This window comes from Paenibacillus sp. yr247, from assembly GCF_900103825.1.
In the GTDB taxonomy this organism is placed as follows: Bacteria; Bacillota; Bacilli; order Paenibacillales; family NBRC-103111; genus Paenibacillus_E.
The window spans coordinates 33951-50468 of record NZ_FNIF01000018.1; the positions used below are offsets into that span (position 1 = coordinate 33951).

General features: G+C 47.7%; 15 protein-coding genes. All 15 read right to left on the minus strand.

The window, feature by feature from the left end; genetic code table 11:
* Positions 1-35: 35 nt before the first annotated feature.
* Positions 36-1229 carry a polysaccharide pyruvyl transferase CsaB gene (gene csaB / locus BLT91_RS22160; RefSeq protein ID WP_090825010.1) on the minus strand — a complete coding sequence of 398 codons (1194 nt, stop codon included), beginning with the start codon at positions 1227-1229 and terminating at the stop codon, positions 36-38.
* Positions 1205-3256 carry a DUF5693 family protein gene (locus tag BLT91_RS22165; RefSeq protein WP_090825012.1) on the minus strand — a complete coding sequence of 684 codons (2052 nt, stop codon included), beginning with the start codon at positions 3254-3256 and terminating at the stop codon, positions 1205-1207. Before BLT91_RS22165 ends, csaB begins: the two co-directional genes overlap by 25 nt.
* A gap of 203 nt (positions 3257-3459) precedes the next feature.
* Positions 3460-5154, minus strand: coding sequence for a phospho-sugar mutase (locus tag BLT91_RS22170; RefSeq protein WP_090825014.1), 1695 nt, complete (start codon positions 5152-5154; stop codon positions 3460-3462).
* Positions 5155-5188: 34 nt separating this feature from the next.
* On the minus strand, positions 5189-5617 hold the full coding sequence (gene fabZ, locus BLT91_RS22175) for a 3-hydroxyacyl-ACP dehydratase FabZ (RefSeq protein WP_029195635.1): 429 nt from the start codon (positions 5615-5617) through the stop codon (positions 5189-5191).
* A 163-nt stretch (positions 5618-5780) separates the two neighbouring features.
* The gene (locus BLT91_RS22180; RefSeq protein ID WP_254777069.1) at positions 5781-6299 is read right to left on the minus strand and encodes a CDP-alcohol phosphatidyltransferase family protein; all 519 of its coding nucleotides are present in this window, start codon (positions 6297-6299) and stop codon (positions 5781-5783) included.
* A gap of 100 nt (positions 6300-6399) precedes the next feature.
* On the minus strand, positions 6400-6618 hold the full coding sequence (locus BLT91_RS22185) for a DNA-directed RNA polymerase subunit beta (protein ID WP_090825018.1): 219 nt from the start codon (positions 6616-6618) through the stop codon (positions 6400-6402).
* 26 nt (positions 6619-6644) lie between these two features.
* A complete protein-coding gene (locus BLT91_RS22190; RefSeq protein WP_090825020.1) occupies positions 6645-7520 on the minus strand; it encodes a flagellar hook-basal body protein in 876 nt (291 codons plus the stop codon).
* A 23-nt stretch (positions 7521-7543) separates the two neighbouring features.
* Positions 7544-8440, minus strand: coding sequence for a flagellar hook-basal body protein (locus BLT91_RS22195; protein WP_090825023.1), 897 nt, complete (start codon positions 8438-8440; stop codon positions 7544-7546).
* Between the two features lie 24 nt (positions 8441-8464).
* Positions 8465-9466 carry a rod shape-determining protein gene (locus BLT91_RS22200; protein ID WP_090825025.1) on the minus strand — a complete coding sequence of 334 codons (1002 nt, stop codon included), beginning with the start codon at positions 9464-9466 and terminating at the stop codon, positions 8465-8467.
* Positions 9467-9631: 165 nt separating this feature from the next.
* Positions 9632-9922: a sporulation transcriptional regulator SpoIIID gene (spoIIID, locus tag BLT91_RS22205; protein ID WP_047682268.1), complete on the minus strand. Its 291-nt coding sequence runs from the start codon at positions 9920-9922 to the stop codon at positions 9632-9634.
* A 208-nt stretch (positions 9923-10130) separates the two neighbouring features.
* A complete protein-coding gene (locus BLT91_RS22210; protein WP_090825027.1) occupies positions 10131-10859 on the minus strand; it encodes a M23 family metallopeptidase in 729 nt (242 codons plus the stop codon).
* Between the two features lie 81 nt (positions 10860-10940).
* Positions 10941-11993: a stage II sporulation protein D gene (gene spoIID, locus BLT91_RS22215; RefSeq protein WP_090825029.1), complete on the minus strand. Its 1053-nt coding sequence runs from the start codon at positions 11991-11993 to the stop codon at positions 10941-10943.
* Between the two features lie 181 nt (positions 11994-12174).
* Entirely contained in the window at positions 12175-13494 is a 1320-nt protein-coding gene (gene murA, locus BLT91_RS22220; protein WP_090825031.1) for a UDP-N-acetylglucosamine 1-carboxyvinyltransferase, read from the minus strand.
* A gap of 198 nt (positions 13495-13692) precedes the next feature.
* Complete coding sequence (locus BLT91_RS22225) at positions 13693-13953, minus strand: DUF1146 family protein (RefSeq protein WP_254777070.1); 261 nt, start codon at positions 13951-13953, stop codon at positions 13693-13695.
* A gap of 19 nt (positions 13954-13972) precedes the next feature.
* A complete protein-coding gene (locus BLT91_RS22230) occupies positions 13973-16498 on the minus strand; it encodes a S8 family peptidase (RefSeq protein ID WP_090825033.1) in 2526 nt (841 codons plus the stop codon).
* Between the last annotated feature and the right edge of the window lie 20 nt (positions 16499-16518).

The window sequence follows — 16518 nt, forward strand, 5'->3', positions numbered from 1 at the left end:
TGACGTTGGCATTCGGATTTTGGTTGATTTATTTACTATTTTTTTTGTTTATAAAAGGATAGGATGCGCTGCGCAGGAAGCTGTGCCTGCGCTTTGAGTTCTTCGATGGCGGCGCGGCTGGACGCCGCCCAGGCCTCTTTGCCGTCGAGAAGGCGCTGCGCTTCCTCGAGTAAAGCATTGGCATCGAAGCGAGCTGTCGATGCCGCGGCTTTCATGCCAAGCCTATGGAGGAACTGGTCGATCTTCGGATCGTACGAGATGCCCACCATAGGCACGAACTGCGAGGCTGCATAAATCAAAGAATGCAGCCTCATCCCGATCAGCAGGTCGCAGTCTGCGACCTGCGCGAGCATATCCTGCGGATGGGCGATGCCTCGCACCATCTCCACCCGCGACCCGTGATCGCCGAGGCGGTCGATCACGAACTGAGACGCCACCTCATCCGAGGGGAGGTGGAAGGGTAAGAACCGCAGCCGCACGTCCGTGCGGGCTGCGAGCAGCTCTTGCAGGGACCGCGAGAGAGCTTCCAGCTCCGAGCGGTCCTCGTTCCAGAAGCGGACGGACACGCCTACCGTCCGCACCGCACTATCCGGCGCGAGGTTCGCCGCGCCGCCTGCAACACCACCGGACGCAAGCTTCGCCGCGTCCGCCGACACGGCCCCGGCCAAGGGCCCAGCCGCATCGCGCGAAGCGCGCAGCGGCAGGCCCATGACCGGGTCAGGCACAACCGCGATGCGCTCCCGCGGGAGGCGCATCGTCACCAACAGCTCCGCGGACTCCGCATCGCGAACGGACACATACGCGCAGCGCTTGAACACGCTGCGAATCCAGCCGTCAAACATCCGGCGGCTCACCGGACCAATACCTTGTGAATATATAAAGGTCGGCTTACCTAGCCACTGCGCTATTTTCAATACAGCCAAGTAATATGGGATCGTCTTCGAGCTTGTAGCGTCTTGCAATAAACTGCCGCCTCCGCTTATTAAGCCATCGGCTTTGCGCAGTGCTCGGAGCAGTGATCCAGGCCTCATTCGATGATAAGCCTGTACTCCGTACATCGCTGACGTTTTCTCAGGATTAGCCGAAAGGACGATAGGTACTATCTGAACACCTTGTTCTCGACCTTGCTCCTGCAAAGCAAACAAAATCGATTGCAGCACGGCTTCATCCCCGCTATTATCAAAGCCATAGTAGCCGGATAGCGCTATTTTGACAACTGAGGAACCCATCGCTTCCAACTCCTTGTGATGATTTCCAAAGCAAAAATTAGAACAATACCAATTAAAGCGCCAAATACAACGCCATACGTGATACGAATAAGAGAGATGTGGAGCGGTGTATGCAGATGAGCGAACGTATCTACGATCGAAAGTTGTCCAATAACACCTATGAACATGAGATAAACCGCATTTCGATACCGTACCGCCAAATAAGCGCCTATCAAGAATACAGGGTGAGCAAATAAGAATTCCTTCGTCCGAGGTCTTACACCCAGCGTATTCTCCAAGAAGGAACGGAACAGCTTCTCCACCGTGGAGGCTTGTCCTTCATTGCCTGTCCGCGATAAATAATAGTAACCCGCCGCTAAAGCTATGCCCGCTACTACGATCCACAATACGCTTATATAGGAAGAAAGCATGCCGCGAACCTTAGTGGCTTTCTCGCTATAGGTATTATTCTCGCTGAAGAACAGCAGATACAGTCCTACAATCGCGATGGGCAGTAAATGCAGAGCACTTACGCCGCGGAACTGCTGAATTACGAGGGAATACGTAATGTGATTCAAAAGAGCAACTTCGAATACAACACCAATGAGCGAGATTAAGGATGTTTTGAGCAGCTGCCACAAGGCATATACAAAGCCTGATTTCCATTTTGCAGCAGCTCCTGAACGTACAGATCGAATGGCGAGCATCATCGCAACGCTTGGTGCGCAGATCGCTGTCGCTAGCGCTAGACCTTGTGCGTACAAGTTAGCGGAAAGTGTATGCAGGGCGACTGCTCCCAATACGCCAACTACGAAGAGGAACAATGCCGCCTCCGGTATGAAGAAAGAGACCGTAAGCACGATTAAGCTAACGCCGCCGATTAAGATGAAAATGCGCGCTATTTTCTGCCAAGCCGTCGATTTTACCGAAAATGCTTCAGCTGGTCCCAGCGTAAAGCCAGCCTTCTCAATCCGCGGAATCGCTCCGTCTTTCCCTTGTAAGCTTTCATAGAAGGCAGAAAGTGGATCAACCATTTTACCTTTATCCACGTTCTTTACCGGCTTGGCATTCAGGAAGACCATCCGAATATTGCGATCTTTCACAGCAAGCACAAAGCGATCGGCAACCCCTTGAATGCGGTCTGCGAGCTCCGTTTTCTTCAGCGGCTCTGTCAGTTTCTCTCCATCTTTCTCAGTAAAGGAATGGAGGCGTACGACATTATAATTCGTTTGTTTAGCTAACGTACTGAATCCTTTTTGCGGTTCTTTTAACAGCTCAATCGCCGCTAAACCAATTCCGTTTTTATTTAAAAGATCGGCCATTTTGTTTAAGTTTACATCCGTATTTTCTTCGGTGTACCCCGGAACTTCATTGCCGTCTACAATAATCCGTTTTACACCAAAATCATGGAGCTGCTTAAGCAAGCGATCCATCTCATTCGTCACGAAAGGTCGGCGATTGGAGAGGCGGACGACGATCTGGAAGCCTTGATCTTTTAACATTTGTAAAGTCATTGGATCCGGATCCATCGATTTGAGCGAAGCGTCATCCAAGCTCATCTGGATCACAAGTCCCTTGCGATCTTTGAAGCTCCACGGCTTAGTAGTTACTTTCAGATCAGCGAATGTTTTCACGATAAGCGGTTCAAACTTCTGCTGGGTCGCACTATCCGCAAATAACACATACGTATAATTCTCGCCAGGAACACCAAACGTTTGAGTCAGCGTCATGGCATCGCGTGAATTAAACATTTCGATGCGGCGGCTTTCTTTGAGTTCAGCCAGTGTACTCTCATAAACAGACATAGAGCTGATGCCTGCCGCCTTCATCATCTTCAACTGCTCGGCCACAAAGCCTTGTGGATTGGCATGAACATCGGAGATGTCCAATAAATCGCGATAATCAAAAACGAATTCCACTTTATTCGCTGAGGTTTCCGTTTGGTGACGTGTGTAGGCTAATGGCAGCGAGCCAAGCATACCGAGAATAACGAGCCACCATAACACATTTTTTAGAGGATTATTCCATGTTTTATACCACTGAACCACGTTGTTCACTCCTTAGATCTTTCCTGCGGAAAGCTTTCTTCGTAAGCATTTGCATATGCTTTTTTGATCCCTTATACATTCGAAAACCCCTTCAGTTCCTAGGCTCGGGAAATAGGCCAAATGAATGCGGATTTTTTCCATCTATTCATTAGACGACCTATCCCTGACTTAGGTTCTGAAGAGGTTCAGTTGATCCTATTTCATTATCCGTCTACACGGCTAAGCACATACTGAATGATGCCGTCCAGCTTTTGTGCGGCCTCTGGACCTGTGGATCCTTGTACCGCAAAATAAAATTTAATTTTCGGTTCTGTTCCAGAAGGACGCAAGCAGAACCATGAGCTATCTTCCAGCTTGAACTTCAGCACGTTCTCCAGAGGCAAGCCATCGATCCCTTGATTATAGTCCAAGGCTTCCGTTACACGGATGCCGTTAATCTCAGCGGGCGAATTCGTTCTCCATGCTTCCATGATTCGCCCGATTTGTTCCACGCCGTCTTTTCCTTTAAGCGTTCTTGATTCAAGCTTTTCCAAAAAGTAACCAAAGGATTCGTATAGCTCCTGCAGCACTTCATATAGTGTCTTGCCTTGCTTCTTATAATAAGCCGCAGCTTCAGCGATCAGCATCGCTGCTATGACCGCATCTTTATCTCGGGCATAGTCCCCAGCCAAATAGCCATAGCTCTCTTCGTAACCGAACAGGAATGTGTGTTCACCATTTTGCTCGAACTGGGACATTTTCTCCCCAATATATTTAAAGCCTGTTAACGTATTTAAAGTAGGAACACCATAATGATTAGCGATAACAGCGCCCATTTCACTCGTTACGATCGTTTTGATGACAACGCCGTTCGCTGGCAGTGTTCCACGCTCTTTCAAGCTTGATAATAAATAATTAGCGATGAGTGCACCTGACTGATTACCTGTCAGAACCACATACTCACCGTTCGGATCCTTGACAACGGCGCCCATGCGATCGGAATCCGGGTCGGTTCCGATAATAATATCGGCATCATAATCTTTGGCCTGTGCGATGGCAAGTGTAAAAGCTTCCCGTTCCTCAGGGTTCGGAGATTTAACAGTCGAGAACTGTGCATCCGGCAGCTCTTGCTCAGCAACAACATGTACTTGACCGAAGCCTACAGCTTTCAGCACCTCGCGAACCGGCACATTACCCGCTCCATGCAGCGGAGTATAGATGATGCGGAAATCATCGCTGATCTGCTTAATCACTTCCGGATTCTGACTAATAGCGGTTACTGCCTCGATGTAGGCTTGATCAAGATCTTCACCTAACCAGGAAAGCAGCCCTTGCGCTTCCGCTTCTAGCTGGCTTAATTTCTTCACCTTGTTGAAGGAGTCGATGCTCTGTACTTCCGCGATGACTTGCTCCGCAAACTTAGGAACGAGCTGTCCGCCGTCTGCTCCATATACTTTATAACCATTGTATTCAGGTGGGTTATGACTAGCTGTAACTACAACACCTGCTGTTGCACCTAAGTATCTCACGGCAAAAGAAAGCTGTGGTGTCGCGTGCAGTGTCTTAAAAAGATAAGCCTTAATTCCGTTCCCTGCGAAAACGAGAGCAGATTCTAAAGCGAACTCTGGCGACTTATGCCGTGAATCATAAGCCAGGACAACGGAAGGACTTGTTACGCCCGTTCCATTCACATATTGTGCCAGGCCTTGGCTTGCGCGTCCAACGGTATATACGTTGATTCGATTCGTTCCAGCGCCAATCACGCCGCGAAGTCCACCTGTGCCAAATTCGAGATCTTTATAAAAGCGATCTTCAATTTCTTTCTCATCTTCTCGAATAGCTTGCAGTTCTTTCTTCGTTTCAGCATCCACTGCTGGATCGTTAAGCCATAGTTGATACTCTGTTTGTACACGCTTCATAGTAGTCAGGTTCATCTCCTTTTTATCTATGGGGCTATTTATTAGCAAGGGCGAACATAAGTTCACCTTCGACTACCACTTTATCGCCTACCTTGGCCACAGCTTGACCTTTCACAATGGTTCCTTTTACACGTGTAATCGTCATTTCTAAAGTGAGAGTATCGCCAGGCACGACTTGTTGACGCCAACGAATACCGTCTGCACCAGCGAATAAACCAATTTTGCCTTTGTATTCTGGCATCGATAGAACGGCCACAGCACCTACTTGTGCCAGAGCTTCTACGATCAGCACGCCGGGCATAACCGGATAGCCAGGAAAATGTCCTGCGAAGAACGGTTCATTGATGGTTACATTCTTTATACCAACAGCCCTTACGCCTTCTTCGACTTCCAAGATGCGGTCAACCAGCAGGAAAGGAGGGCGGTGTGGAATAATCTCTTGAATCTGGTTAATATCTAACATAGCGTGTAGTGCTCCCTTCAAATGGCTTGTATAAAATACAAGGTAATTACTTACAATAGAGTTGTCCCTTCATTAACTGCAGAAGTGAAGGTTCATATAGGGGGGCTTATGTATAGGTCTGTGTCACAGGCTCATACATAGGCTCTTTTTTACGTTGTAGGAATTATTTAAATTTGGCTCCTCGATTTAATAACAGGAATTGAAAAATATAAATGAAGGAAGTTAAGAAGGAAACCCCGATAACAAACCATAAATATGTAATTGCGAAGGTTAACTGAAAAACGATGAAGAGGATTGCGAAATAGTACAGAACGGTCGTTAACTTCCCCATCACGTTAGCAGGAACCGTTAATTTACCTCTGAAGTGGAAGAAAGCAGAGCCCATAATCATGCCCAAATCACGAATGAACATCGCCGCAGCTGCTTGCCATGGAATCATCCCGGAAATGAGAAGGGACAAGATGACCGCAATCATCATGCTCTTATCAGCTAGAGGATCGAGCATGACCCCAACGGGTGTAATCAACCCGCGAGTTCTCGCTAAATACCCGTCTAGGATATCCGTAAGCCCGGCAGCCAGTAATACAAAAAAGGCAATTTGGATATGGCCAGTAAAAAAGATCACGAGGTACACAGGAATTAGAACAAACCTGCTAATGGTGAGCATGTTCGGTATATTCAAAGTACCCCTCCTGCGCCTATCATCTGATATCTGGTTCATTTAACCTTCATTCATTATACAGCTGCTAACACAAAAATAAAACTCCCATAGGGAGTTAGAGTTAATTCGCAAATACCAGATCGTATAAATGACGCCAAGTGCTCATATGAAAGATTTCTCCTGCGGGCTGATGGCCAAGCTTGGTGTAACCTACCCATAGACCGATGTAAACGGCCAGCACGCAAAGCACAGGAATACGAATGATTTTGAAAATAAGCCATATAATATTGAGCCATTTCGGCCGTGGTTTCTTCTTCGTTGGAGCAGGCTTGTCTGACATCGAGCCCTATCCCTCCTTTTCTACGATCAGGCGCGTAAATTATTAGCGATATTCATCATCTGATCTGAAGATGTAATAGCCCGGGAATTGAGTTGAAGCGCTCTTTGTACGATGACAAGATCGGTCATTTCATCCGAAAGCGTAACGTTGGATTGCTCCAAAAACCCCTGCATCAAGGTAACCCGATTGTTGGTCGTGTCTAAACCTGGGTTTACATCTTGCAAAATGTTTGCCTTCTCAGCGACGGATAACCCGTTTGGCAGCGCGTAAAGGTTATCTCCGATATCTTGGAGAAGCTGTGGACGTACGACGCGAACTAGCTTGATTCTACCTAGGTTAAGGGGTGTTGCCGTTGCGTCTTGTTCACTATAACCTTTAATTTCGCCATTCTGTTCAACGACCGGTCGATATCCCTTGGGAATAACGATAGGCGTGACATCAGCGCCTGATGCATCCTTACCAGAGACGAAGTGACCTTCCTTGGTTGTAAGCACTGTGCCGCCCGTTGCGTCCGGAATTAAGCTGAGTGCACCATTACGGGTCCAAGCCTTTTGCTTTTCACCGTTAGCATCTAGCTCACCTGTTTCTACTTCGAAAAGCCCGTCTCCCTGAATGGCAAAGTCAGCTGCATTCCCCGTGGATTGAATCGGCCCTTGGGACAAATTCGTCTGAATTTGCACCAGCTTCGATCCCCACCCTTGGTTGAAACCAAGCGGAGAGAAGCGCCCTTGCTGTCGGAACCCTTCCGGTTGCGACTTGACGTTCGTCAGAACGTCCTCGAAGGAGGCTTCCTTCTTCTTAAAGCCGTTCGTATTCACATTCGCTATATTATTGGAGAGAATATCCAGCTTTTGCTGTAAGCTGTGCATGGATACCGATGAGTTAATCATGGAATTGTTCATGGCTGGCCCCTTTGCAAGCTAGATTAGACGCGTCCTACTTCGTTTGCTGCTTTGTCCATACTTTTATCATAAGATTGAATGACCTTCTGATTCGCTTCATAAGCGCGAAGCGCTGACATCATATCAACCATACTTTGCGCAGAATCAACATTGGAGCGCTCAATGAAGCCTTGGCGAACCTCGACTTGATCTCCTGCAGCAACCTGTGTAACCGTTGCTTCATCGCCCGGATTAATTCGTAACAACCCATTACCTTCACGCAGCAATAAATTCGGATTCTCCGCTCGTGAGAGCATCAATCCTACCGGTTGTCCTGCCGGATTTAAGAGTGGACGACGACCGTTCCCATCAAGGAACTCACCCTTGTTTGTGACCTTGAAGGAGTGAATCGGCAGACCCGCTCCATCAATCAACAGCAGGGGTTGTCCATCTCGGCCTAGCACCGAGTTACCGTTCGCATTAACTAACTGGCCTGTTGCATCTACCGTGAATTTACCGTTCAAGGAATAGCGCTGCTCCCTATCGGCATTCAGCACCGTAAACAGGGCCTGTGGCTGAAAGGTGCGTTCTCCGTCAGCATTCACGAATTTACCTGAAGTGTCAAAGGTCATGCCTGGCACTTGTATGTTCGATACAAGGGCAAAATCGAATGGATTTTGCGTTTCCTGCAAGTCACCCTGTGTATGTATGGAGATGTTCTCCTCAGAGAACACACCTAAACTCATCTTCCCAAGCGGAGCAGGCGAGGCATCTTGTCCACCGCGAATCGTCGAGATGAGCATCTCCGGGAACGAACGAGACAAGGCATTGCCTTGTTTAAAACCCGGGGAATTAATATTGGCAATATTATTCGTAATGGTATCGTGTCTTCGCTGTTCGGAAATCATCCCAGCCGCCGCGGTATACAGTCCTCTTAACATGTCTTCACCTCTTGGGTAGTCTATCTAACTAAATTTACGTTTAGTAACCTTATCTAAGTTATCGAGCATAATCCCTGTTCCTTTAACAACGCAGGACATTGGATCTTCCGCGATCAGTACAGGGACTTTCAACTCATCCGAGAGCAGTTGATCCAATCCATGCAGCAAAGCTCCGCCACCTGTCAGAATAACGCCACGGTCAATAATGTCTGCCGAAAGCTCAGGAGGTGTTCGCTCCAATACACCCTTCGCCGCTGTCACGATGGAAGAAACCGGATCCCACAGCGCTTCCTGAACTTCACTGGAGTGAATCGTGATCGTGAGTGGCAAACCGGATACCATATCTCTACCGCGAATATCCATTTCTTGATTTCTACCGTGTGGATATACCGTTCCGATTTTAAGCTTAATATCTTCGCTCGTCCGTTCACCAATAAGCAGCTTGTACTTATTTTTGATATATTTCGTGATCGCAATATCGAACTTGTCGCCTGCAATCTTGATGGAGGAGGAGGTGACGATGTCGCCCATGGATAACACAGCCACATCTGTCGTCCCTCCGCCAATATCTACAACCATGTTGCCGCTAGGCTGGAAGATGTCCATGCCGGCACCAATTGCTGCTGCCTTCGGTTCTTCTTCCATGAATACCTCTCGGGCACCGCTGCGCTCAGCCGCTTCGCGGATCGCCTTCTGCTCGACCGAAGTGATGTTGGTAGGGGCGCAGATTAATATTCTAGGATGCGAATACCAGTTCTTGCCCCCTACTTTTGCGATAAAATGCTTCAACATCATTTCCGTAATATCAAAGTCCGCAATAACTCCATCTTTCAATGGACGAATCGCGATAATGTTGCCTGGAGTTCTACCTACCATGCGGAAAGCTTCTTCTCCTACAGCCAGCACGCGTTTCGTATCACTTTCAATCGCAACTACGGAAGGCTCATCGAGCACAACGCCGCGTCCTTTCACATGAATGAGCACATTTGCCGTGCCGAGATCTATTCCAATATCCTTGCTTAACATTTCTAGTTAATCCTCCCTAAATCTACCGTCCATCCCGTGAAGAATCGGCGCTCTTATATATAGTTCTAATTATAAGCTAAATTCGCTGTAAATGCATTAATTCCTCTTTTTCCGTGAAATTTCGACACGTCCAGTTAAAGGAAGCAGATCGGGATGAAGGTACCTCTAGGATTTGACAGTGACCAAGTTCTCGGAAAGCTTCGGGTTTCGTGTCTTACGGTACTTAATTTTCGTCGCTTCTCCTCCCCTTAGGTGCCTGATGGATTTGTGATACTCCAGGATGTGCTTCACCTGATTGGCCAGGTCCGGGTTGATTTCCGGTAGTCTTTCCGTCAAATCCTTATGCACCGTGCTTTTGGAAACGCCGAATTCCTTAGCAATGGTGCGAACCGTATTCTTGGTCTCGACGATACAGGTACCAATCTTAATGGTTCGCTCTTTGATGTAATCGTGCACTCCCCTCGCCTCCCTACTCGAGATAGTTTGGTAAAGTATATGAGGGGCATGACTAGATATTCTACGTAACCAAGCCTGACAAGCCCATTTCACATATTTATTTTCAAAATAATGCAAAAAAGCAGCAGGATGTACCCGCTGCCCTCATTTTATATAGGCTGATTAGTGATTTTGCCACCTGCAAGCCTGTGCATTTAAGGCTGATTGATTACTGCTTTGCGTTTAAAATCGTCTCCGGATTAATTGCTGCATTGTCAGCGGCTTGGCGGACTTCGAAGTGCAGATGCACGCCGTCCTCTTTCTCGAAGTCGTTGCGTCCTGCCTTAGCGATAATGTCGCCTTTTTTCACTTCGGCGCCTTTCGCTACTTTCACGTCGGACAAGCTTTGGTATACGCTGATCAAGCCGTTGCTGTGTGTAATCTCGACGAGATTGCCGACAACCGGATTCTGCTCTACCGCAGTTACTTTACCACTCAAAGCCGCTAACACGTCGAATGCTGCGCCATCTTTGGATTTCAAGTCGATAGCGGTATGCGGCGTCAATTGATCGTTATATTGAATCATTGCCGCCTGCTTCACTTCATTCGTTGCATTGGTGTCATAAAATGGGATGGAGATGTCGACCAGCGATTTGTCTTTTACCGGCCATTGCATCGTTTCAGCTGGCGCGTTAACAGCAACCGCTCCATCTGGTGAATTGCCTGTCGTTTTGTCGCTGCTAACCTTAATGCCCAGATCTTCTTGACTGACTTTTTTCGTCCCGACGTCCTGGTACACCCACATTAAGGTTAAGATAATTGCTGCTGCTGCTACGTACGTTGCTGGGAATACCCACTTTTTAGCAAGCAACCTCTTCCATGTGGATGGGACACCTTGTGCTCCTTGAACAGTTTTAGGAGCTTCTTCTTTTTGAAAACCTTTGTTTTGATCACTCATGGTTATCACCTCATCAACCATTCTTGACACATTTAAAGGTTTTATACTTGAAGAAAGATATTTTTATAGAAACGGTAAGGATTAAGATTTTCGGATAAAAGGCATCGCTTTTTCGATAGAGATGCCCGTGTAATAGTAGGTTACGATTTGCTCCGCGGTTTTGCCCTCCTTCGCCATACCATTAGCGCCCCATTGACTTAAGCCAACGCCGTGGCCATATCCGTAGGTCGTAATTGTGATTTGGGAGCCTGACCATTTCCACGTGAATTGAGAGGATGCTAGTTCTAGCTTCTCTCGTACTTCTCGACCCGAGAATATTTTGCCGCCGATGACCATTTTCTTAATCCGATGACCGGTTGACCACTCTAGCACTTTCATACTCTTGGCACTCGTGTTTGTTGTGGCTATACTCGCAACGCCCAGCTTCTGAAGCATACTCTTATAACTAAGATTAACGGTTTCTTGAAAGCGTGAAGATAACTTTATATCCCAGGGACTAGGCACACTGCGTAAATAGGGACTTATGAACGGCCAATAATCTTCCGAGTTTTCGGTGTACCCATTGCTTGTCGAGAAAAAGGTCGCATTGATAGGTTTATGATCATAGGTAAGAATCATATCTTTGGTTTCATTCACGGCTCTATCAATTTTGGCCATATTTGCCTCGTACGAACGCTTGTCCCACTTCTCTCTTAGCTCTTGTTCAGTGAGATAGGCTTGATGCGCGGTTGTGTCTGTTACAAGTGCATCGCTCACCGGCATGTTGCTGTAATCCTTCTCTAGCACTCTGCGCACTACATAGGTTCGAGCCGCCATAGCCTGTGCTTTGAGCGCCTCCAGCTCGAATTCGACAGGCATTTCTGCAGCGAGTACACCTTTCACATACTGCTCCAGCGGTACCGTCTCGATAGCCGCCTTCTTGGTCAGATACACGGGAATCATCAAACCTTGTTCCGTTATCGTTTCTTGAAGCGGTCCATCTGTCTTTAGTTGATTAGGGGGCAATGCGTCATTGTCAGGAATCTTCTTGACTAGCAATCCAGGAACGATGATAGTGACACACAGCATAGAAAACAAACAAACAGCCACCCACAGGATGACCCCGTGGCCCGAAACACGTTTCTTTTTGAACATCGTCTAAGCAGCCTCCATAAGCGCGTTTACTAGCGGGTATTTGGTATGACTTAGCTTATGAGAGGGATTGCTAGAATAGAACAATGGACTATCATTTAAAATACCTAGCGCTATAAATGGTAGAAGCTGTAAAGCAAAAAGAACCATCGGAGCTTCCTCCGACAGTTCTTCTCTGGTGATCCTATGCTAACGTTGGCTGGATATTGAAAAAACCCAGTTCTGCAGCTTCCTGCTCCACTTCTTGCGGTACCGTTCTTTGAATATCGGCACCTAACTCACGCAGTACGTCCGTAATATCGACATACCCGCGATCAATATGGTGAACCCCCGTAATCTCGGTTTCACCTTCCGCAGCTAGCGCCGCTAGAATAAGCGCAGCCCCTGCGCGCAGGTCGGTTGCACATACCTTCGCGCCCTGCAGCTTGGCATTGCCGCTCACAATTGCTGTACGGCCATCGACCTTGATATGAGCGTTCATGTTCGAGAATTCCTCGACATGCATGAACCGATTCTCGAACACGGTCTCGGTTACGAGGCTCGTACCATCAGCCACCATCAACAGTGCCATCATTTGCGACTGCATATCGGTAGGGAAGCCCGGATACGGCAGCGTCTTCACATCCACCGCACGAAGCGGCCCCGAAGCGCATACGCGAATACCGTTCTCATCTTCTTCGATGATAACGCCCATTTCTTGCATTTTGGAGATAACCGGTCGGAGATGATCCCCGATTGCGCCCTCCATGTACAGTTCGCTACCAGTAATGGCTGCAGCAATCATATAAGTACCCGCTTCAACCCGATCCGGAATAACCGTATGTACGACCCCACAAAGTTTCTCTACCCCTTCAATGCGAATGACACCCGTTCCTGCGCCGCGAATAATCGCACCCATCGCATTCAAGTAATTAGCCAAATCGACAATTTCCGGCTCTTTCGCTGCATTCTCGATGGTTGTTATGCCTTCAGCAAGCGTAGCCGCCATCATAATATTTTCGGTTGCGCCCACACTGGCGACATCCAGATAAATTTTGGCACCCTTCAGGCGCCCATTCACTTTTGCCTCGATATATCCTTGACCCAGTTCAATATCCGCACCCATCGCTTCAAAGCCTTTGAGATGCTGGTCAATTGGCCTTGTGCCAATCGCGCAGCCGCCTGGGAGCGAGATTCTCGCTTGGCCAAGCCTTGCTAACAAAGGACCCATCACAAGGAAGGAGGCTCTCATTTTACGGACTAGATCGTAGGAAGCTTCACATGTGTTAATGTTTTGAGCACGTACTCGAATAACCTGACGGTTATATTCCACTTCAATACCTAAGCTTTGCAATACTTTATTAATGACTAGTACATCGTCAAGGGGAGGCGCATCATGGATGACGCTTTCACCTTCCGACCCCAGAATGGAAGCTGCAATAATCGGCAGAACCGCATTCTTTGCTCCGTTGATTTTCACATTGCCAGCTAACTTTCGGCCACCGCGGACGATAATTTTGCTCATCATGGTCCCTCCGCGCACTTATTTTAAATTACAAGGTTTTGCACATTTCCTAAGTTTATCATTTCAACCCACATAGTTACAACTGTGTTCTTTTGGCAACTCAAACATCCTTCATATAGTTCGGATAAGATTTCATTTTTCGATCCGTTCTATTATCCATTGTTGACAACAAACTAAAGCATTATTCGAAAAATGCAATTAAAACATCTTCCCGAAGCCCATGGAAAGACCTAAATACTGAATAAAAAAACTTGCCACCAGATGCCCGAGCGCAATCGAAAGCAATATTTGAAGCATAATCGCTTGAGCAGCTTTAGGCCTTTTGAGCAGGACATCGAACCGGAACGCTTGCAACGCCCACCAGGCTAGGCCAATACACAGGATATAGACCGCAATGTCGACCACATTCATCAGCGAAGCGTATTTCGCTGCTTCATTCCATTTCTCTGTATCTCCCATAGGTCACTCCTCTTCGGTTTTACCGATTCATTACTTTAGCCAGCGTCGTGACGAATTCAGCGCGCGTTGCTTGCTCATCAGGATGGAAGGTGCTATCCGGGTAGCCGGTTATCCAACCATCAGCCCACATTTGTTTAAGGATACCAACGCCCCAATAAGAGTCATCCACATCGCTAAAAGGTGAGTTGCCCCGCCGCTTCCCCGTCATATTCATGCTGCGGGCAAGCATCTGCGTCATCTCCATGCGTGTAAGCGTACGGTCGGGTTCGAATGTTCCGTTCGGGTAACCGTCAACGATATCCGCTTGAACGGCTTTGGCTACGTAATCATAGGCCCAGTGCGAAGCGTCCATATCGCTGAAACGCAGCTCCTTCCGCTTAGATAGCTTCAATGCTCGCGTCAATACCGCCGCTGCTTCCGCACGTGTAATGGGCTGGTTCGGAGCAAAACGATAATTCCCATATCCGCTAATTACACCTTGCTCCGTAAGCTTGCTTATTGCATCCTGTGCCCAATGCCCTTCAATATCGGTAAATCCGCTCACCAGCGTATAACTGCCGACTTTCAACCGATACAATTGACTCATAAACCATTGGTTAGCTTGAAGCTTGATATAATAAGCTCCCGCATTCAGTGTTTTCTCGATGAAAAGTTGATCAGATCCATACTCATTTCTATAAAAGCCTTGTTCCTTCATAGAACTATCATATAGCGTAGCATATAAGATGCGTGATGTCGGTATATTTGTCAAATTCACTTGTGCTAAGCCGTCTTTACTCATTTGGAATTCGAACCAATCAACGTCATCATCTTTGTTAAATAAACCTTCGTACACGGAATTCATCGCAGCAAATGTAGCTTGATACGACTTATCGTTCGGCTCATTCGGATCAATCAGCTTCGGCGTGTAATCAATATCAAACGTGTACTCACCCGTAATCGGCTCTGAATAGTCCTTCACATTGCTGACACGAATGTAATACTGACCAGGGAGCAGATCCATTTGAGAACTGACTTCGATCCCGCCGTCTCCGGCTTGATCAATCGTTATTGCCTTCTCCCCTTCCTTCTGGAAGAGAATCATCGGATCTATACGCCCTGTGTCTACAGATAGCTTCAAGCGCATCGAACCCGAATGTTCAAGAGACAATACGAACCAATCGAGATCCCCTTTTTTATCAAAAGTACCGCGAATCGTTTGGCTTCGAGCAGGTAATGCAAACGCTTTGTACTGCTTATCATTGTCCTCATATGGATCCTTATAAATGTCAAAACCCGTTTGCATCGAATAACTTAATGCTGCCTTACGGGAACGATCTACAGTCTGGAGCTGCACATACGTGCGCCCTTTAGTTACGGGGACCGTAAAAGGCTGACTGCCGTCATTGCTGCTATTTGCGATAAACGTTTCTCCTGAATCGAAACGCACACGGATACCTGAGCTGTCTGTGTTATGCAGCCATAACTTGATAAATCCATCATAGGCTGCATCAATCGCGTACCAATCCTCATCTTGTGCAGATGAAAGTGTGGCTTTCACAGCTGTATGTATGGACAGTTTGGCTGCCTGATCTATCGTATCGTTGGGTTCAAAGCGATCTTCTTTATAGGGCTGGGTCAGTGCCAAATCCGCTCTTAACAAGCCGTATCCCGTTTTCGGATCCCATCCCCCTGGCGCCAAGCCTTCAGCCGTTTGTTCGAGTTGCGCACGAACTTGATACGCACTCATCCCCGGATATTTCCCCCATACTAAAGCTGCTGCTCCGGCCACCTGCGGTGCGGACATGGAGCTTCCATCTTGGTACTGATAGCCGCCTCCGAGTGCTGTTGTGTATACATTCCAAGGCGCCACCAAATCCAGTTCCGGTCCAAAATTCGAACGAGGGTCTAACTGCTTATCAGCACTAACGCCCCCTACCGCTAAGACAGTTGGATATGCCGCTGGGTATTTTACACTCGTGCTTTCATTGCCAACAGCAGCGACAAGCAGCACATTATGCTCTTCTGCGTACTGCACGACACCCTCCATATATTCGGAGTATTTGTTCAGCCCCAGGGAAAGCACCACAATCTTCGCACCGTGATCCACGGCGTATTTAATGCCTTCCCCCAGCTTCGCTTCGCCGCCTGTTCCGTCGGCCTCCAATGCTTTGATTGGCATGATCTTCGCATTAGGGGCAATGCCTGCAATACCTTTATCGTTATTGATCGCAGCCGCAATGATACCAGCGACGTTCGTTCCATGTCCATTATCATCAATTGGCTTTTTCGAAGGCTGGAGCAAGTTTACGCCTTCTACCAAATTACCTGCTAAATCAGGATGTACAAGATCAACACCCGTATCGACAACGGCTACTACAATTGGCGTCCGGAAGTCTCCTGCCGCAGCCCATGCCTGATCAATGTGGATCATGTCCAGATAAGTTTGTTTCACCCTCATGGGATCCGTCGACACAGGATAGGCTGCTTCTACTTTAACCATCCCTGTAAGTTCCACAACTAGCATCATCAGGACGATGAGCCATAAGTGTCGAGTTAATTTCATGAAATCACAGGTCCTTTACT

Coding starts and splice junctions, on each gene's coding strand:
- csaB (WP_090825010.1), bottom strand. CDS start 1,229: ATGGGTTCCTCAGTTGTCAAAATAGCGCTATCCGGCTACTATGGCTTT.
- BLT91_RS22170 (WP_090825014.1), bottom strand. CDS start 5,154: ATGAAGCGTGTACAAACAGAGTATCAACTATGGCTTAACGATCCAGCA.
- fabZ (WP_029195635.1), bottom strand. CDS start 5,617: ATGTTAGATATTAACCAGATTCAAGAGATTATTCCACACCGCCCTCCT.
- BLT91_RS22185 (WP_090825018.1), bottom strand. CDS start 6,618: ATGTCAGACAAGCCTGCTCCAACGAAGAAGAAACCACGGCCGAAATGG.
- BLT91_RS22190 (WP_090825020.1), bottom strand. CDS start 7,520: ATGAACAATTCCATGATTAACTCATCGGTATCCATGCACAGCTTACAG.
- BLT91_RS22195 (WP_090825023.1), bottom strand. CDS start 8,440: ATGTTAAGAGGACTGTATACCGCGGCGGCTGGGATGATTTCCGAACAG.
- BLT91_RS22200 (WP_090825025.1), bottom strand. CDS start 9,466: ATGTTAAGCAAGGATATTGGAATAGATCTCGGCACGGCAAATGTGCTC.
- BLT91_RS22210 (WP_090825027.1), bottom strand. CDS start 10,859: ATGAGTGATCAAAACAAAGGTTTTCAAAAAGAAGAAGCTCCTAAAACT.
- spoIID (WP_090825029.1), bottom strand. CDS start 11,993: ATGTTCAAAAAGAAACGTGTTTCGGGCCACGGGGTCATCCTGTGGGTG.
- murA (WP_090825031.1), bottom strand. CDS start 13,494: ATGAGCAAAATTATCGTCCGCGGTGGCCGAAAGTTAGCTGGCAATGTG.
- BLT91_RS22225 (WP_254777070.1), bottom strand. CDS start 13,953: ATGGGAGATACAGAGAAATGGAATGAAGCAGCGAAATACGCTTCGCTG.
- BLT91_RS22230 (WP_090825033.1), bottom strand. CDS start 16,498: ATGAAATTAACTCGACACTTATGGCTCATCGTCCTGATGATGCTAGTT.